We start from the raw sequence: 15687 nt of genomic DNA, 5'->3' as shown, positions 1-15687 counted from the left end.
ATAGGAAATACATTCAATGATGGGGGTGTAGCCCAAATGAAATGGATTGGTAAAAAGGGAGGGCTGTGTTGAAGGGGTTAAATATCAATAAAAAATTATTAAAAAGGTTAACGATTGTACCAATTCTATTCATTTGTTATGTTTTATTTTTAAATCCTGAAGTTATACTTGAAGAGCGATGTCCTAAAATGCAGAAAAAGCCGGGATGTCAGATCCGGCTTTTCGCTCACTTTCCCTTCGACTTCTTCCGCTTCTCCTTCTCCGCCCGGTAAAACTCATGAAACATCTTCATCAATGCGCGTTTTTCAATCCGCGACACATAACTCCTTGAAATGCCGAGCTCCTTTGCGATTTCGCGCTGCGTTTTTTCTTTTTTTAGATCAAGCCCGAAGCGGCCGACGATGACTTCTTTTTCGCGGTCGTCTAAAATGTCGATATATTTTTTGACCTTTTCAAGTTCCATGTTGAGCTGAATGGTGTCGATCACATCCTCGCTTTCCGACTTGAGGACATCGATCAGGCTTATTTCATTCCCTTCTTTATCCTGGCCGATCGGATCATGAAGGGAGACGTCTTTTTTCGTTTTTTTCAATGCGCGCAGGTGCATTAAAATCTCATTTTCAATACATCGTGCGGCATATGTGGCAAGCTTCGTGCCTTTTCCGGCTGAGTAGCTTTCAATTCCTTTGATCAGCCCGATTGTACCGATGGAGATCAGATCTTCCGCGTCCTCTCCCGTGTTTTCGAATTTTTTCACAATATGGGCGACTAAACGGAGATTATGTTCGATCAGCATGTTGCGGGCGTGTTCATCTCCTTCAGCCATAAGGTCTAAGTATTTTTTCTCCTCATTATTTGAGAGCGGTTGTGGAAAGGCATTATTTTTCACGTATGATACTAAAAACACAAGTTCTTTCACAATAAACCCGAGCGCTGCAAAAACACCTGTCACCGTCCTCACCTCCACAAAGTTATGTAGGCAATCGCCTATATGTAACTGTATGTGTCGGTAGGGCTGTTTGTGTCTGTACAGGGAAATTAATCAAAATCGGGTTTTATTTCTTACAGCCTCTTGATTTTTGCTGATTGAGCCTGTATATTGTTAAAAAAAGTAAGGGTAAAAACAATATAACCGAAAAGCGCTGAAGAGACGAGTAGACAGATATCATTCATGACAGAGAGCTCCGGGAGCTGTGAAGGAGTATGAATGGATGTGTTGAAACAAACCTCTTAGCTTCGCATCGGAATCATGCAACACGAGGATGATGCGGCGGATACTCCTGTTACCGAGTAAGCTTTGTACCCGGCATGGCCGGCACCAAACCGAATTGAGGTGGCATAGCGGGCTGTTTCCCGTCCTCAAGACTTTATTGTCTTGAGGGCGTTTTTTATTTCTAAGGGAGGGATAAGATGAAAAACCTGAAGTCTTGGCGGTACCCGATGTTTCTGTTAACCGGAATCGGGATAGCAAATATTGGTGAATGGATTTATTTTTTGTCTCTTAATCTTATTGTCTTAAAAGAAACGGGGTCTGCTTTTGCGGTTTCCATCCTTTATTTAATCAGGCCTGCGGCTGTTTTGATGACAAATGGGTGGGCGGGCAGCATCATCGACCGGTGCAACAAACGGAATATGATGATGTCGCTTGATTTCATCCGGGCTGCATTCATTGCCGTTCTGCCGCTGATGTTTACTGCACGGTCTTTATTTTCCGTTTATTGTATTGTATTTTTGATTCAAATGGCCAATGCGATGTTTCGTCCGTGTTCCATGGCGTATGTGACGATGCTTATCCCGGCTGAAAGGAGAAAACGATTCAATTCACTAAGGGCTTTGTCGGAATCAGGGGCTTTTCTCCTCGGTCCGGCTGCGGCCGGGCTGCTTTTTATCGCCGGCACGCCGATTTTTGCGATTTGGGTGAATGCGGCGGCTTTAGTGCTGTCCGGGTTCATCACGATGATGCTGCCGAACCTTGAAAATGAGCCTCACGTACATTCTCCCAGACAGAAGCTTTCTTTGGCAGTGTACAAAGAAGATTGGAAGCTCGTCTATCGCTTCAGCCGAACGGCGCGAAACGTCATGATCATTTATTTTTTATTCAGTCTGGTCATGACCGTTATGCCATCCGCGCTTGATTCGCTTGAAGCCGCTTTTGCAAAAGAGGTTCTTCAGCTGACTGATGCCGATTACGGTTTTCTCGTCAGTGTCTCAGGGGCAGGCATTATTGCGGGGGCGCTTGTCAATGTGTTCTTTAATAAAAAAATGCCGGCTTCTTTATTGATGGGAATGGGCTCTTTATTCACAGCGGCCGGATATATGATTTATGCGTTTTCTGACGTTTTTTGGACGGCTGCTTTCGGATTTTTCCTTCTCGCTTTTTTTCTGGCGTTTGCCAATACAGGCTTTCTGACGTTTTATCAAAAGAATGTTCCGGTGGACATCATGGGGAGAGTGGGGAGCTTTTATTCATTAGTCGAAGCTGTCTTCATTATAGTGGTAACGGCGGTTTTCGGAGCGGCTTCTGTCAGTTCGTCCGTCCGCGGCATCGTCATCGCAGGCGCTGCTGTTATGCTGGCGTTGGCAGCCGTTTTATGCTCGTTCTTATTTGCGGCCGCAAAAAGGAGGACTCCTGATGTATTTCAAGCGGATCAATGTAAACAAACATAAAGAGACGGCCGTTTCATTTCGTGAGGATTCGTTTTTCGTCAGCTTTTCAGAGCGAAGGGTGTTTCGGAATATCACCTGAGAGTTTCGGGGGCAATAAAGCGGCTCTGTCATTTTACAGAAAGAAAAACATGGAGTGATCGGTTCAGAATGTAACGGAAAAGTTCTCAGAATGAGAGGAGCCGTACCGCCGGAATAGGGGGCGGTACGCGCTTCATTTTTTCGTTGTTTTTAAAAGGCCGGGAAACTTCTTATAAATGACCGCCATTAAGACGAGCATATACATTCCGTAAATCCCGAAAGACAGCAGTTTGTTGCTTGTAAATGAAGCGCCTGCGACGGTCACAATCACAATGTTCGGAATTTTGCCGAGCACCGACGCAGAAAAAAAGATCGGCCATCGGATATGACTCAGCCCGCAGACGGTATTCATGGCAAGCGACGGTATAATCGGAATCAGCCGTCCGAAAAGCACCGCCGTAAACGCGTGCTGATGAAATGAATCTTCATATTGGGCCGCGGCCGGGTAAGCCAGCAGCTTTTTTCTGGCCCAGTCTCTGAATCCGTACCGGACGAGAAAAAACAATGCCATTGTTCCGAGCATTGCGCCTGACAATGTAATCCACACCCCGTTTACAATCCCGAAAACCGCTCCGTTTAAGGCCGCGATAATGGCGAATGGAACGATCGGAAAAAATACGTCAGCTGCGACCAGAAGGATACTCATAAGCACGGCGTACATGCCGCCCGCGCGAATCATGCTGAGCCAGACGTCTTTTTGCATAAAGCCGATCATCACGACAGCAATGATGACGGCAAGACTGAATCCCTTTTTTATCATCTGCACGTTCACCTCTTTTCAATTAGTATACAGCACAAATCTATCTCCTTCTATTAAAATAAGCTGTCCGATAAGCTCATTTGTTTATCAGCATTTGCCGTTTGATGAGAAACGGCTGCACCCGGATTTGGACAAAAACAAGCGGGAAGCGGGTGATGTGCATCATTTGATGCAGAGAATGATTTTTTATAAAAGGGGACACGTTAACAGTAGTGTTTACTGGAGGTGTAAACGTTGAGATGCTTTCATCTGATCATCATGATATGCGTCCTCACGAGTCTCACTGCCGTGTCCGCCGATGCGAAATCTTTAAAAAGAAGTGACATGGAGAAGACGGGAAACGTGTACTGGGATATAAGGTCTGAAAAAAAGAAACTATCTTTAACCTTCGATGACGGCCCCCATCCTGTCTATACGGAGGCAGTGTTAGACGTGCTGAAACAGCACAATGTGAAAGCAACCTTTTTTTGTGTCGGGAGCCGTATAGACAAATACCCCATAACGGCAAAACGCATCGTTGAAGAAGGGCATGAAATCGGCAACCATACGATGAACCATGTTTATTTTCACCGTCTGAAACGCAAAGACATTTTACAAGAGCTTCACAGCTCAGCGCATCATATCACATCGCTGCAGCCGGAAGGGGACAAGTTATTCCGCCCGCCGGGAGGGTCGCTGAATCATACGGCTTTCAAAAGCATCTTAAAAGAGGGCTATCATATCATCATGTGGTCATGGAACCAAGATCCGAGGGACTGGAAAAGGCCCGGGAAAGGAAAAATCGTCAGGCACGTTGTTTCACATGCCAGAGATGGAGATATCGTTCTTCTGCATGACGGCGGAGGAAACCGGCGCCAGACGGTTGAGGCTTTGAAAGAAATCATTCCCAAGCTGAAAAAGCAGGGCTACACGTTTGTTAAGGTTTCGGATTTGATCGGACAGGATTCCGGCCCTTTTCATATCCAGTAAAGAGAGCGCCGCGTTGAAAGCCGCCAAAGAGATGTGTACCATAGGAGGTAAGGTTTGGGGGGAGAGAAAATGAAGTTTGCTGTTCTTTTTATTACGATAATCTGTCTGTTATCAGGATGCGCTGCGGGCAAAGAGAAAAGTGTTGTCGCGTTCGGCGACAGCAATACGCGCGGTTCCAACTGGGATTATCGTGATTATCCGAAGGCGCAGCAGTGGGTAAACATGTTAAAAACAGCGGAACGCGGCCGTCTTACGGTTATAAATGCGGGAATAGGCGGCCAGACGACTGAGGATGCGCGCCTGCGCTTTCAAAGCGACGTGCTGGACCGTAAGCCCCAATATTTATTTATCATGTTCGGAACAAATGATGCGGGCATTTTGACGGGCGATCAGCCGCGGGTATCAAAGAAACGGTTTAAAGAAAACCTGACTTATTTCATAAACGAAAGCAAAAATCACGGCATAAAGCCGATTTTAATGACGTGCATCCCGGTTATAGAAGGAAACGGAACGCATCATCTCTATTACTATTCGAGATATAAAGCCTCAGCCTTTAAAGAAAAAGGCGGCGCGAGAAAATGGCATAATTCCTATAACGGCGTTACGAGGCAGGTTGCAGCTGAGTTGAAAGTGCCGCTGGTGGATAACTGGAAACACTTTATACGCGTGGACGGCGGCAAAGATACAGACCGGGCGCTGATCCAATCCGGACTGATAGATCCCTCCGGAAATCATATGACGCCAAAAGGCGCCAGAATCTTAATTGAAGGCATAAAAAATGGGCGGGTTTTGGAACGCTGACGCCGTCAGCTGCCTAAACCGTTTTGCTTCTGCTTCATAGGCTGTAGAAAAAACATCTTTTTGGAGGCGATTGCTATGAACCGCGGTTTCCCTCTGCAATATCCTGTATGCCCGCCTCCTCGGGTGAATGCGGGGTACTGGTACGCATTTTTTGTTGTGCTGCTCGTCGTCATTCTCGTCCTGGGCGGTCTGTATTGGTTCAATATATAGCAGCCATCCTCTTAAACACCTCTATTTTAGGGGTGTTTTTTGTTGAAAGTGGTAGTAATGCGCATAACCGAAGTGATATAATATCAGTCATCTGAGTAAAAAAAGGAAATTCGCCCGGGAATTTTTTTCTGTTTAAGAAGAAACGGAAATAATGTGTCCGAGCGATCTTCTTTTGATTTCGTTTTCAATTAACTCGATAAATTCACGGCTCAAATTCATTTCAGTGGCTTTGAAATAAGATTCTATTAGTAATTCATCAGAAAGCTTTCTCATGCCGGGGACCCAATTAATGGGAGTGGCACCTCCTTACAATTGTAATCAATCATCAGACGCAAGCATATGATGGAAGGTTGCGTTTCAATCATGGTGAGGTTATCTTTAATCTACCATGAAATACAAATAAGAACAATCGTTCTGTTATCCACACTCGTAAGTGGATAACTTGTTAGTATCTTGTTTATAATCTGGATAAATCCGGATGTAATAAGAGTGGATAATGTGTGTAATTTTATCCACAACTGGTGAAGAAACCCAATTTTTGTCGAAATTTTTTTACTGAGTCCGACTTTGTTTTTAAATCTGACAGGTTTCGACATATAGATGATAGAAAGAAAAGGAAGGGTGCGGGTTTTGTTAAAAAAGTTTTTTTTACCTGACGAATTTGTGAAAAATATATTTCATATCACACCGGAAAAGCTCAAAGAACGCAATGTGAAAGGGATTATTACAGACCTTGACAACACGCTTGTGGAGTGGGACAGACCGAGTGCGACACCTCGATTGATCGAGTGGTTTGAAGAAATGAAGGAGCACGGCATTAAAGTCACGATCGTCTCCAATAATAATGAACGAAGAGTGAAATTATTCTCGGAGCCGCTTGGCATACCGTTTATTTATAAGGCAAGAAAACCGATGGGACGCGCCTTTAAAAGAGCCGTCAGCAGCATGGATCTGAAAAAAGAAGACTGTGTGGTCATCGGCGATCAGCTGCTTACTGATGTTCTCGGCGGAAACAGAAACGGGTATCATACGATCCTCGTCGTGCCTGTCGCTTCCTCTGACGGAGTCATGACGCGCTTTAACCGCCGGATTGAACGGAGAATATTGAGTTCTTTGAAACGTAAAGGCCATATTCAGTGGGAGGATTAGAAATGGAAAAGGTTGTTTGCATCGGCTGCGGAGTAGCGATCCAGACCGAGGATAAACAAGGTCTCGGATACGCGCCAAAGGCATCGCTCACGAAAGAGAATGTCATCTGCCAGCGCTGTTTCAGACTGAAAAATTACAATGAAATTCAAGATGTTTCATTAACGGATGATGACTTTTTAAATATCTTGCACACAATCGGCGATACTGACTCTCTTATTGTCAAAGTCGTTGATATTTTTGATTTTAACGGAAGCTGGATAAACGGGCTGAACCGCTTTGTCGGCGGTAATCCGATTATTCTTGTCGGTAATAAGGCCGATATCCTGCCAAAATCCGTAAAACGGGAACGCCTCGTTCAATGGATGAAACGCGAAGCGAAAGAATACGGCTTAAAACCCCTTGATGTCTATTTAATCAGCGCTTCCCGCGGACAAGGGATGAAGGAAGTCATTGACGCCATTGAACATTACCGCGAAGGGCGCGATGTGTATGTGGTGGGCTGTACCAATGTCGGCAAATCCACATTTATCAACCGGATTATTAAAGAGGTCTCAGGGGAAGAGAATATTATTACCACCTCTCAATTTCCGGGCACGACGCTTGATGCGATTGAAATCCCGCTTGATGACGGATCTGCGCTTTATGATACGCCGGGAATCATTAACCATCACCAGATGGCGCATTACGTGGACAAGCGTGACTTAAAGGTGCTGACACCGAAAAAAGAACTGAAGCCGCGCACTTTTCAGCTGAATGAAAAACAAACGCTTTATTTCGGCGGGCTTGCCCGGTTTGACTATGTATCAGGCGATAAAACGGCGTTTGTCTGCTATATGCCGAATGAATTGATGATTCACAGAACAAAGCTTGAAAATGCTGATGCCTTATACGAAAAGCATGCGGGAGAACTGCTTACCCCGCCCGGAAAAGATCATTTGGATGAATTTCCGGAGCTTACGGCCCACACGTTTACGATTAAAGAAGGAAAGACGGATATCGTTTTTTCCGGACTCGGCTGGGTCACGGTGCAGCAAGCAGATAAAAAAATAACGGCATACGCTCCGAAAGGCGTACACGTATTTGTCCGCCGTTCATTAATATAGAGAGAAGGGGAGAGGGAGCATGAAACAATTGTACGGAGTAATCGGAAATCCGATCGGGCATTCAATGTCACCCGATATTCATAACGCGGCTTTGCAAGATAAGAACATCAACGGGCAGTATTTTGCGTTTCAGGTGGAACCTCGTCATCTCAAGGACGCCGTTAACGGAATCAAGGCGCTTGGCATCTGCGGAGTGAACGTCACAGTTCCGCATAAAGTCGCGATCATGGAGCATCTGGATGAAATACATGAAAGCGCGAAAGTACTCGGGGCCGTAAATACCGTCAAAAGAGAGGGAGACAGGCTCATCGGGTATAATACTGACGGAGATGGGTTTTATAAATCCTTAGTCAAAGTATTGGACAAACCGATATCAGAGCTCTCCATCCTCATGATTGGGGCGGGAGGAGCGGCAAGAGCGATTTTTACGACGATCGTCCGCAGAGAGCCGAAACAATTTGACGTTTGCAACCGCACGCCGGAAAAAGCAGAAAGTCTGATTGCGGCTGCTCCCTCTTTTCAGCAGAAACGCGCCCTTACTTTAAAAGAAGCTGAAAATCAGCTTGAACAATATGACGTCATTATTCATACAACATCTGTCGGCATGTATCCGAAAACGGATGCCGTGCCGCTCTCATTGGAACGGGCCAAAACGGGCGCCATCGTTTGTGATATCGTATACAACCCGATTCAAACGGCGTTCTTAAAAGAAGCTGAAAAAAGAGGTTTAACAACCCTTGACGGTGTCGGCATGTTTGTGGAACAGGCTGCACTGTCTTTCAAGCTGTGGACGGGACAAGAGCCTGACAGCGGCTTAATGAGAGCAATTGTTGAAGGAAAACTAGGAGGAACACAATGTTAACAGGAAAACAAAAACGGTTTTTGCGTTCAAAAGCGCATCATTTAACGCCTATTTTTCAAGTGGGAAAAGGCGGAGTCAACGAAAACATGGTGAAACAGATTGCCGAGGCTTTAGAAGCAAGAGAGCTGATTAAAGTCAGCGTGCTTCAAAACTGCGAAGACGATAAAAATGATGTCGCAGAAGCCCTTGTGAAAGGCAGCCGCTCACAATTGGTGCAGACGATCGGAAATACGATCGTACTGTATAAGGAATCAAAGGAAAATAAACAAATCGAGCTTCCGTAAGGTGGTTGACATGAAGAAAATCGGAATATTCGGGGGCACATTTGACCCTCCGCACAACGGACATCTTCTGATGGCTAATGAAGTCCTTCATCAGGCGGTGCTCGATGAGATTTGGTTTATGCCCAATAAAATCCCTCCGCATAAGCAGAATGAAGACTTTACAGACAGCCGGCACCGGGTGGAGATGCTGAAGCTTGCCATCAGCTCTAATTCCGGCTTTAAGCTTGAGCTTGCGGAAATGGACCGGAAAGGCCCTTCTTATACCTATGATACCGTCCGTTTACTGAAGGAGCGGCACCCGAACGACAAGCTTTTCTTTATTATCGGGGCGGATATGATTGAATATCTGCCGAAATGGTACAAACTGGACGAACTGCTCACGCTCATTCAATTTATCGGAGTGCGGCGCCCGGGGTATCATATTGAGACCCCGTACCCGCTGCTTTTTGCCGACGTTCCGGAATTTGACGTTTCGTCAACGATGCTGAGAGAACGTCTCAAAGCAAAAAAGCCGACGCAATACTTAATGCCGGATAAAGTGAGGCAGTATATAGAGGAGAATGATTTATATGAATCGTGAGGAAGCACTTGCCTGCGTCAAAGAGCAGCTGACCGAGCATCGCTACATCCACACAATCGGCGTGACAGATACGGCGGTTATTCTCGCAGGCCGGTTCGGAGCAGACCCGAAAAAAGCGGAAATGGCGGCTATTTTTCATGATTATGCGAAATTCCGGCCGAAAGAAGAAATGAAGCAGATCATCGTGCGGGAAAAAATGCCGGCTGAGCTCTTGGATTACAATGCCGAGCTGTGGCATGCCCCTGTGGGAGCGTATTTGGCTGAGAAAGAAGCGGGGATCACTGATCCTGAGATCTTGGATGCAATCCGCTATCACACGTCAGGGCGTCCCGGAATGACCCTTTTAGACAAAGTCATTTACGTTGCGGATTACATTGAACCCGGACGCCATTTCCCCGGAGTGGAAGAGGTGCGCCGTCTGGCGGAAACAGATCTGAACGAAGCGCTCATACAAGCAATGAAAAATACAATGATATTTCTGATGAAAAAAAACCAGCCGGTCTTTCCGGAGACGTTTGCAACCTATAATTGGCTGGTGTCTCAAAATTGACAGGAGGAATTTAAAGAATGAATCAAGCTTCCGTATTAAAAATCGCGGCAAAAGCATGCGACGATAAACGTGCAGAAGATATTTTAGCGCTGGACATGGAAGGAATCTCACTTATAGCGGATTACTTTTTAATCTGCCACGGGAATTCTGATAAGCAGGTTCAGGCAATTGCGCGTGAAATTAAAGATCAGGCAGAAGAAAACGGCATTGATGTCAAAAAGATGGAAGGGTTTGATGAGGCCCGCTGGATTTTAGTTGATCTCGGCGACGTCATTGTCCACGTTTTCCATAAAGATGAAAGAAGCTACTACAATCTTGAAAAGCTATGGGGCGACGCACCGCTCGCAGAGCTTGAACTCGGCTTGAACTCATGATTTACCAAGGCTTCGCCGGCGTATATGACGAGTTAATGTCACATGCGCCGTATGATGAATGGGCGGGCTGGATCGAAGCGTCTCTTCCGGAAAAGGGAAGGGTGCTTGATCTTGCCTGCGGAACCGGAGAAATATCCATCAGGCTTGCTGAAAAAGGCTGCGAAGTCACGGGGATTGATTTGAGTGAAGATATGCTGAGCTGTGCCCAGCAGAAAAAAACGGGAAAGCCGATTCTTTTTCTCCAACAGGATATGAGAGAGCTTTCCGGTTTTGAAGAACAGTTTGATGCCGTTGTCATCTGCTGTGATTCCCTAAATTACTTAAAAACGAAAAATGATGTCTTAAGCACCTTCAAAAGTGTTTTTCAAGTTTTGAAGGAGGGCGGCCTGCTTCTGTTTGACGTCCATTCCCCATTTAAAATGACGGAGCTTTTTCCGGACAGCACCCATGCGGATCAGGATGAGCAGATCAGCTATATCTGGCAAAGCTTTGCCGGCGATGAAGAGCTTTCTGTCATCCATGATATGTCCTTTTTTGTATGGAACGGACAATCTTATGACCGTTATGACGAGACGCATGAGCAAAAAACATTTTACATTGAAGAATATGAACAAATGCTTGCAGAGACCGGATTTGAACTGAAGAAGGTGACGGCTGACTTTACAGACCGGCCTCCTTCAACAGAGTCTGAACGTCTTTTCTTTACGGCAGGCAAACCAAAAACCATCGTTTAAACGGAACGATGGTTTTTAAAATGTATTTTTTGCGATTGGCGCGATAAAGCACTTTATGGCATACTCAGTTACACGTGAAATTGCTTCTTCACTAACGATATATCTTCATCGTATTTGTCATGTGTACGCTGAAAGACACGGTTGAACATATCCTGAACACCGCTTTCGAGAGCCTTCAGTCCTTCTCCGGTGACGCCGCCTTTTACGCATACTTTTTCCTGCAAGGCGGGAAGCGTGTAATGCCCTGTTTCCAGAAGCTTTCCGAGACCGACAAGCATTTCCGTCGACATAATCACGGCTTCTTCTTTGGTGATGTCCGTTTCTTCCACTGCCGCGTCAATAAAGCGCTGAACGAGATAACTCATAAAAGCGGGCCCGCAGCTGACAATGTCTGACGCCGCTCTTGTAATGCCGCTGCTGATTTCTACAGGTTTTGAGATATGAGTGAACAGCGTTTGAATATCCGCTTTTGCAGACTCGCTGCAGCTTTTGCCGAACGTAACAAGCGAGACGCCGGCCAAGGCGCGGTTCGTAATGCTCGGAATGACGCGGGCCGTCTGACACGGAACCGTATGTTCAATCTGATCCGTCTGAACGGGACTGGTAATGGAGATTAAAATGTGATCTTTCCGTAAATGCGGTGTGAGTTTCTTCAGCAAAGGATATATATCCAGCGGTTTTACACAAATGAATATTATTTCATTTTCCTGTACGAGCTTTTCCTGATCCTCGGTGACATGGATGCCGCTGAAACGTTCTTTTAGTTTTAATGCTTTTTCGATTGTTCTGTTTGTGATGGTGATATGTGAGGGATCGGCAGCGTTTGATTCGATAAACGATTCAATCAGGATCGTCCCCATGTTTCCGGTGCCGATAAAGCCTATTTTCAATGAATTCCCCTCCTTTTTCCCTTAATCCTCTAAACCTTATGCGGGGAGGCAATGCAATATGACGAAAGCGATGATGACGGAGCGGCTGCGGCGGAACCTGAAAATTCTGGGCGCTTGTCTTGTAGCAGGGGCGGTTTTTATCTGCATTTGGCTGTTTCGTTCTGAAAAGGAAGAGCCGGTCAAACAGCAGTCCGTGCTCGGCCAAACAGCCTCAGCATCCGTCGCGGACAAAAAAGACACCGCAGACGACAAGATTATGATTGATGTGAAAGGCGCGGTCCGAAATCCCGGCGTGTATGAAATGAAAGCGGGAGACAGAGTGACGCAAGCCATTGAAAAAGCCGGCGGCCTGAAGAAAAAGGCGGATGAATTGAATGTTAATTTAGCAGAGCAGCTGCAGGACGGCACGATTGTTTATATTCCGAGTGAAGGCGAAGAGGAGAATCGCCCGAAAACAGCGGCGGGTGAAAAGGAGAATGCAGCTGTCAATATCAATACGGCATCTCTGGACGAACTTCAGGCGATTTCCGGGGTGGGGCAGAAAAAAGCGGAAGCGATTATCGCCTACCGAGAAGAAAACGGACGGTTTCAGACTGCTGAAGATTTGATGAATGTATCAGGCTTTGGAGAAAAGTCATTTGAGCGGATAAAAACTTCCATTACGGTAAAGTGAATTGACGGTTTTGCTTAAATCTATGTAAACTTAGAAAAGCAACAAGACTTTTTGGAGGGAACACTTGTGGAACGAATCTCATGGAATCAATATTTTATGGCGCAAAGCCATTTGCTGGCGCTGAGAAGCACATGTCCGAGACTGTCAGTCGGGGCAACCGTAGTCAGAGACAAGCGGATGATTGCCGGCGGATACAACGGCTCAATTGCCGGCGGCGTCCATTGCGCTGATGAAGGATGCCTTTTAATAGATAATCATTGCCAGCGGACCATACATGCAGAGATGAATGCGATTCTGCAATGTTCTAAGTTCGGTGTTCCGACGGAGGGCGCCGAAATTTATGTGACGCATTATCCTTGTATTCAATGCTGCAAATCAATTATCCAGGCAGGCATCAAAACGGTTTATTATGCTGAAGATTACAAAACACAGCCTTATGCAAAAGAGCTGTTCAGCCAAGCCGGAGTCAAGGTGGAGCAGGTCGAACTTGATGAAATGATCATCGATCTGAAAAACCGCGAAAAATTGTCTTTTGTAGCAGGTCTGATTCAGCAATTATCTGATGCGGGGGTTAAGGCAGATGAACTGAAAAAAATTCATGAACAGGCCAATGAGCTGTTTACCAGTTACGTATAAATGAAATATAAATACCTTCTTCTGCCTCTGGCGGCGGTTTCTGCAACTGCGGGAATTGCCGCCGCTCATGTCTTCTGGGTTCTGCTCCTTTTTCTTCTGTATCTTCTCTTTATTATTGTAAAAACAAAGCAGTATGCTCCGGTTATCGTCTGCCTCGTTTCTTTTTGTGTTTATTTCTTTCTTTATACGGTTTGTGACGCTGCGAATGTAACGCGCTATCAGGCCGGCAGTTATACTGAACAGGCCGTCATCACTAATATTCCGAAGGTTGACGGAGCGAAAATGTCAGCCGTTATCCGTACACATGACAAGGAAAAATGGGCGGCTTCGTACAAAATCCGGTCTCTTGAGGAAAAGAGACTCATTGAACAGCTTGAACCGGGGATGCGCTGCACATTTACAGGCTCTCTGGAACAGCCTGCACATGCGACGGTTCCCGGAGGTTTTGATTATAAGGAATATCTTTACTCTCAGCAGATTCACTGGTTATTTTCCGTGACTTCCATTGAGCAGTGTGAAAAATCCAAACAGCCGCTGTTTAAACTGCTGAACATCAGAAAAAATTTGATTTCGATCATTCGGAATCACGTGCCTGAATCTTCCGCCGGAATTGTTGAAGCGCTGACCTTAGGTGAAAGATTTTCTATAGAGGACGATATACTGAGTGCATATCAAAATTTGGGAGTCGTTCATTTAATGGCGATTTCCGGAATGCATGTCGGTCTTATTACGGCGGGATTATTTTATGCTCTGATCAGAATCGGGCTGACAAGAGAAAAGGCGGGAATTTTGCTGCTGCTGTTTTTGCCGGTGTATACGCTGCTGAGCGGTGCCGCCCCATCCGTATTGCGCGCATCCCTCATGCTGGGATTTTATATCGCCGGAACTCTTGTTAAACGCGGCATTCATTCCTCTGCTGCATTGTCCCTGTCTTATCTGCTGCTCCTGCTGTTTAATCCTTACTTCCTTTGGCAGGCGGGCTTCCAGCTTTCCTTTGCGGTAAGCGCCTCTTTAATTCTGTCATCCTCCATTTTAAAGAAAGCAGGGAAAAGCAGACTTGCCGGGCTTGCGATGGCCTCATTCATTGCAGAGCTCAGCTCACTTCCGTTTCTTCTCTATCATTTTCAGCAGATTTCACTTGTCAGTTTTCCGATGAATATGGTGATGGTGCCATTTTATACGTTATTTGTCATTCCGGTTTCTGTCATCGGTTTCCTTCTTCTTTTACTCTCAAGGCAGATGGGAGAATGTTTGTTTGGTATGTTTGACCTTGTGATGAAGCCTGTGCATGATTTCATTACATATGCGGCATCCGTTGATTTATTTACTATGATTGTGTCAAAGCCTGACTTTCTTTCCCTTCTTCTGCTTGCGGTTTCCGTTTTTACGCTTTTTGCGGCTTTGGAAAAGGGAGGTTTTTTAAAACTCAGGAAATCGGCTCTTTTTTTCTGCGCGGTTTTGGCTTATTTAATATGCCGTCCGTATTTCAGTCCATGGGGAGAAGCGGATATGCTTGATATCGGGCAGGGAGACTCACTGTTTATAAGCGCGCCGCACCGCAAAGGGACCGTAATGGTTGATACAGGGGGAGTGATTGCTTATCCCGGAGAATCATGGAAAGAAAAACGCCACCCGTATTCTATCGGCGAGAAGGTTTTGATTCCATTTTTAAACGGAAAAGGGGTGAAAAAGCTGGATGCACTGATTTTAACCCATGCGGATCAAGATCACATCGGGGAAGCCGGAGTGTTAATCAAAAATCATAGAGTCAAACGGTTAATTGTCCCCGTAGGATTCGTAAAAGAACCGAAAGATCAGAACATATTAAATATGGCGAAAGAAAACAACATTCCCGTTGCCGAAGCAAAGCGGGGCGACACCATTACAGCCGGGGATCTTCAGTTTCAGGTGCTGTCTCCGGAGTCGTCTGACGGAAGGAGTAAAAATGATTCGTCACTGGTGCTTTGGACGGTTTTAGGCGGAGTGAGCTGGCTTTTGACGGGAGATTTAGAATCGGACGGCGAAACGGAAGTGCTGAAAACGTATCCGAATCTGAAGGCTGATATATTGAAGGCGGGTCATCACGGCAGCAAAAGCTCTACGAGTGAAGCCTTTTTGAAACAGCTTCAGCCGGAAGCAGCGCTGATTTCAGCAGGAAAAGAGAATCGATACCATCATCCGCATGAAGAAGTGCTGGATCGTTTGAAGGCGTACTCTGTAAATGTGCTTCGCACCGATATCAGCGGAACGATTCAATACAGATTTAAAAAAGGCGCCGGAACGTTTTCCGTCTTCCCTCCATATGATATAGAAGAAACCAGGGCGCAAGAAGTAAAAAAGACTGCCGATTGACAGCAGCCCGGAATG

Annotated in this window: 19 protein-coding genes; 15 read left to right on the top strand and 4 right to left on the bottom strand. The window is 45.8% G+C overall.

Annotated features, from left to right (window positions below; genetic code table 11):
- Nucleotides 1-226 precede the first annotated feature (226 nt).
- The gene (sigK, locus tag GNE05_RS13480; protein ID WP_014418430.1) at nucleotides 227-952 is read right to left on the bottom strand and encodes an RNA polymerase sporulation sigma factor SigK; all 726 of its coding nucleotides are present in this window, start codon (nucleotides 950-952) and stop codon (nucleotides 227-229) included.
- A 458-nt stretch (nucleotides 953-1410) separates the two neighbouring features.
- On the opposite strand from sigK, the gene GNE05_RS13475 reads away from it, so the two are divergent.
- The gene (locus tag GNE05_RS13475) at nucleotides 1411-2667 is read left to right on the top strand and encodes an MFS transporter (protein ID WP_014418429.1); all 1257 of its coding nucleotides are present in this window, start codon (nucleotides 1411-1413) and stop codon (nucleotides 2665-2667) included.
- Nucleotides 2668-2878: 211 nt separating this feature from the next.
- On the opposite strand, the gene GNE05_RS13470 is transcribed toward GNE05_RS13475, so the two are convergent.
- A complete protein-coding gene (locus tag GNE05_RS13470; RefSeq protein ID WP_014418428.1) occupies nucleotides 2879-3505 on the bottom strand; it encodes a TVP38/TMEM64 family protein in 627 nt (208 codons plus the stop codon).
- Nucleotides 3506-3739: 234 nt separating this feature from the next.
- Here GNE05_RS13470 and GNE05_RS13465 point away from each other — a divergent pair, with 234 nt between their 5' ends.
- The 3 genes from GNE05_RS13465 (at nucleotide 3740) to GNE05_RS21410 (ending at nucleotide 5485) form a co-directional block, all read left to right on the top strand.
- Entirely contained in the window at nucleotides 3740-4474 is a 735-nt protein-coding gene (locus GNE05_RS13465) for a polysaccharide deacetylase family protein (protein WP_007612700.1), read from the top strand.
- 69 nt (nucleotides 4475-4543) lie between these two features.
- Nucleotides 4544-5275, top strand: a complete 732-nt coding sequence (locus GNE05_RS13460) for an SGNH/GDSL hydrolase family protein (RefSeq protein WP_121984408.1) — start codon at nucleotides 4544-4546, stop codon at nucleotides 5273-5275.
- A gap of 75 nt (nucleotides 5276-5350) precedes the next feature.
- The gene (locus tag GNE05_RS21410) at nucleotides 5351-5485 is read left to right on the top strand and encodes a hypothetical protein (RefSeq protein ID WP_014721534.1); all 135 of its coding nucleotides are present in this window, start codon (nucleotides 5351-5353) and stop codon (nucleotides 5483-5485) included.
- Between the two features lie 132 nt (nucleotides 5486-5617).
- On the opposite strand, the gene GNE05_RS13455 is transcribed toward GNE05_RS21410, so the two are convergent.
- Nucleotides 5618-5758, bottom strand: a complete 141-nt coding sequence (locus GNE05_RS13455) for a sporulation histidine kinase inhibitor Sda (RefSeq protein WP_014418425.1) — start codon at nucleotides 5756-5758, stop codon at nucleotides 5618-5620.
- 357 nt (nucleotides 5759-6115) lie between these two features.
- Here GNE05_RS13455 and GNE05_RS13450 point away from each other — a divergent pair, with 357 nt between their 5' ends.
- Genes GNE05_RS13450 through GNE05_RS13415 form a run of 8 tightly spaced genes read left to right on the top strand, consistent with a single transcriptional unit; the run spans nucleotide 6116 to nucleotide 11121 of the window.
- Nucleotides 6116-6634, top strand: a complete 519-nt coding sequence (locus GNE05_RS13450) for a YqeG family HAD IIIA-type phosphatase (protein ID WP_007408254.1) — start codon at nucleotides 6116-6118, stop codon at nucleotides 6632-6634.
- Nucleotides 6635-6636: 2 nt separating this feature from the next.
- Nucleotides 6637-7737, top strand: coding sequence for a ribosome biogenesis GTPase YqeH (gene yqeH, locus GNE05_RS13445; RefSeq protein WP_160182884.1), 1101 nt, complete (start codon nucleotides 6637-6639; stop codon nucleotides 7735-7737).
- A gap of 19 nt (nucleotides 7738-7756) precedes the next feature.
- On the top strand, nucleotides 7757-8599 hold the full coding sequence (gene aroE, locus GNE05_RS13440) for a shikimate dehydrogenase (RefSeq protein WP_160182883.1): 843 nt from the start codon (nucleotides 7757-7759) through the stop codon (nucleotides 8597-8599).
- A complete protein-coding gene (gene yhbY / locus GNE05_RS13435) occupies nucleotides 8593-8883 on the top strand; it encodes a ribosome assembly RNA-binding protein YhbY (protein ID WP_003152858.1) in 291 nt (96 codons plus the stop codon). Before aroE ends, yhbY begins: the two co-directional genes overlap by 7 nt.
- Nucleotides 8884-8893: 10 nt before the next feature.
- Nucleotides 8894-9463: a nicotinate-nucleotide adenylyltransferase gene (locus GNE05_RS13430; RefSeq protein ID WP_160182882.1), complete on the top strand. Its 570-nt coding sequence runs from the start codon at nucleotides 8894-8896 to the stop codon at nucleotides 9461-9463.
- Nucleotides 9453-10013, top strand: coding sequence for a bis(5'-nucleosyl)-tetraphosphatase (symmetrical) YqeK (yqeK, locus tag GNE05_RS13425; protein WP_014418422.1), 561 nt, complete (start codon nucleotides 9453-9455; stop codon nucleotides 10011-10013). Before GNE05_RS13430 ends, yqeK begins: the two co-directional genes overlap by 11 nt.
- A gap of 17 nt (nucleotides 10014-10030) precedes the next feature.
- Nucleotides 10031-10387: a ribosome silencing factor gene (gene rsfS, locus GNE05_RS13420; protein WP_007408260.1), complete on the top strand. Its 357-nt coding sequence runs from the start codon at nucleotides 10031-10033 to the stop codon at nucleotides 10385-10387.
- A complete protein-coding gene (locus GNE05_RS13415) occupies nucleotides 10384-11121 on the top strand; it encodes a class I SAM-dependent DNA methyltransferase (protein ID WP_015417856.1) in 738 nt (245 codons plus the stop codon). The genes rsfS and GNE05_RS13415 overlap by 4 nt, the downstream gene beginning before the upstream one ends.
- A gap of 68 nt (nucleotides 11122-11189) precedes the next feature.
- Here GNE05_RS13415 and comER read toward each other — a convergent pair whose 3' ends face one another.
- Nucleotides 11190-12011, bottom strand: coding sequence for a late competence protein ComER (gene comER / locus GNE05_RS13410; RefSeq protein ID WP_012118027.1), 822 nt, complete (start codon nucleotides 12009-12011; stop codon nucleotides 11190-11192).
- A 58-nt stretch (nucleotides 12012-12069) separates the two neighbouring features.
- On the opposite strand from comER, the gene GNE05_RS13405 reads away from it, so the two are divergent.
- The 3 genes from GNE05_RS13405 to GNE05_RS13395 all read left to right on the top strand — a co-directional run bounded on the left by GNE05_RS13405 (nucleotide 12070) and on the right by GNE05_RS13395 (nucleotide 15672).
- On the top strand, nucleotides 12070-12684 hold the full coding sequence (locus tag GNE05_RS13405) for a helix-hairpin-helix domain-containing protein (RefSeq protein WP_025285016.1): 615 nt from the start codon (nucleotides 12070-12072) through the stop codon (nucleotides 12682-12684).
- A gap of 66 nt (nucleotides 12685-12750) precedes the next feature.
- Nucleotides 12751-13320 carry a ComE operon protein 2 gene (locus tag GNE05_RS13400; protein ID WP_003152868.1) on the top strand — a complete coding sequence of 190 codons (570 nt, stop codon included), beginning with the start codon at nucleotides 12751-12753 and terminating at the stop codon, nucleotides 13318-13320.
- Nucleotides 13321-15672 (top strand): DNA internalization-related competence protein ComEC/Rec2, encoded by a 2352-nt coding sequence (locus GNE05_RS13395; RefSeq protein WP_160182881.1) that lies wholly within the window; start codon nucleotides 13321-13323, stop codon nucleotides 15670-15672.
- Nucleotides 15673-15687 lie beyond the last annotated feature (15 nt).

It is taken from the genome of Bacillus sp. AM1(2019) (genome assembly GCF_009906915.1).
Lineage (GTDB): Bacteria > Bacillota > Bacilli > Bacillales > Bacillaceae > Bacillus > Bacillus velezensis.
The sequence above is the reverse complement of the archived record's forward strand: the minus strand, read 5'-3'. Positions and strand labels throughout refer to the sequence as shown.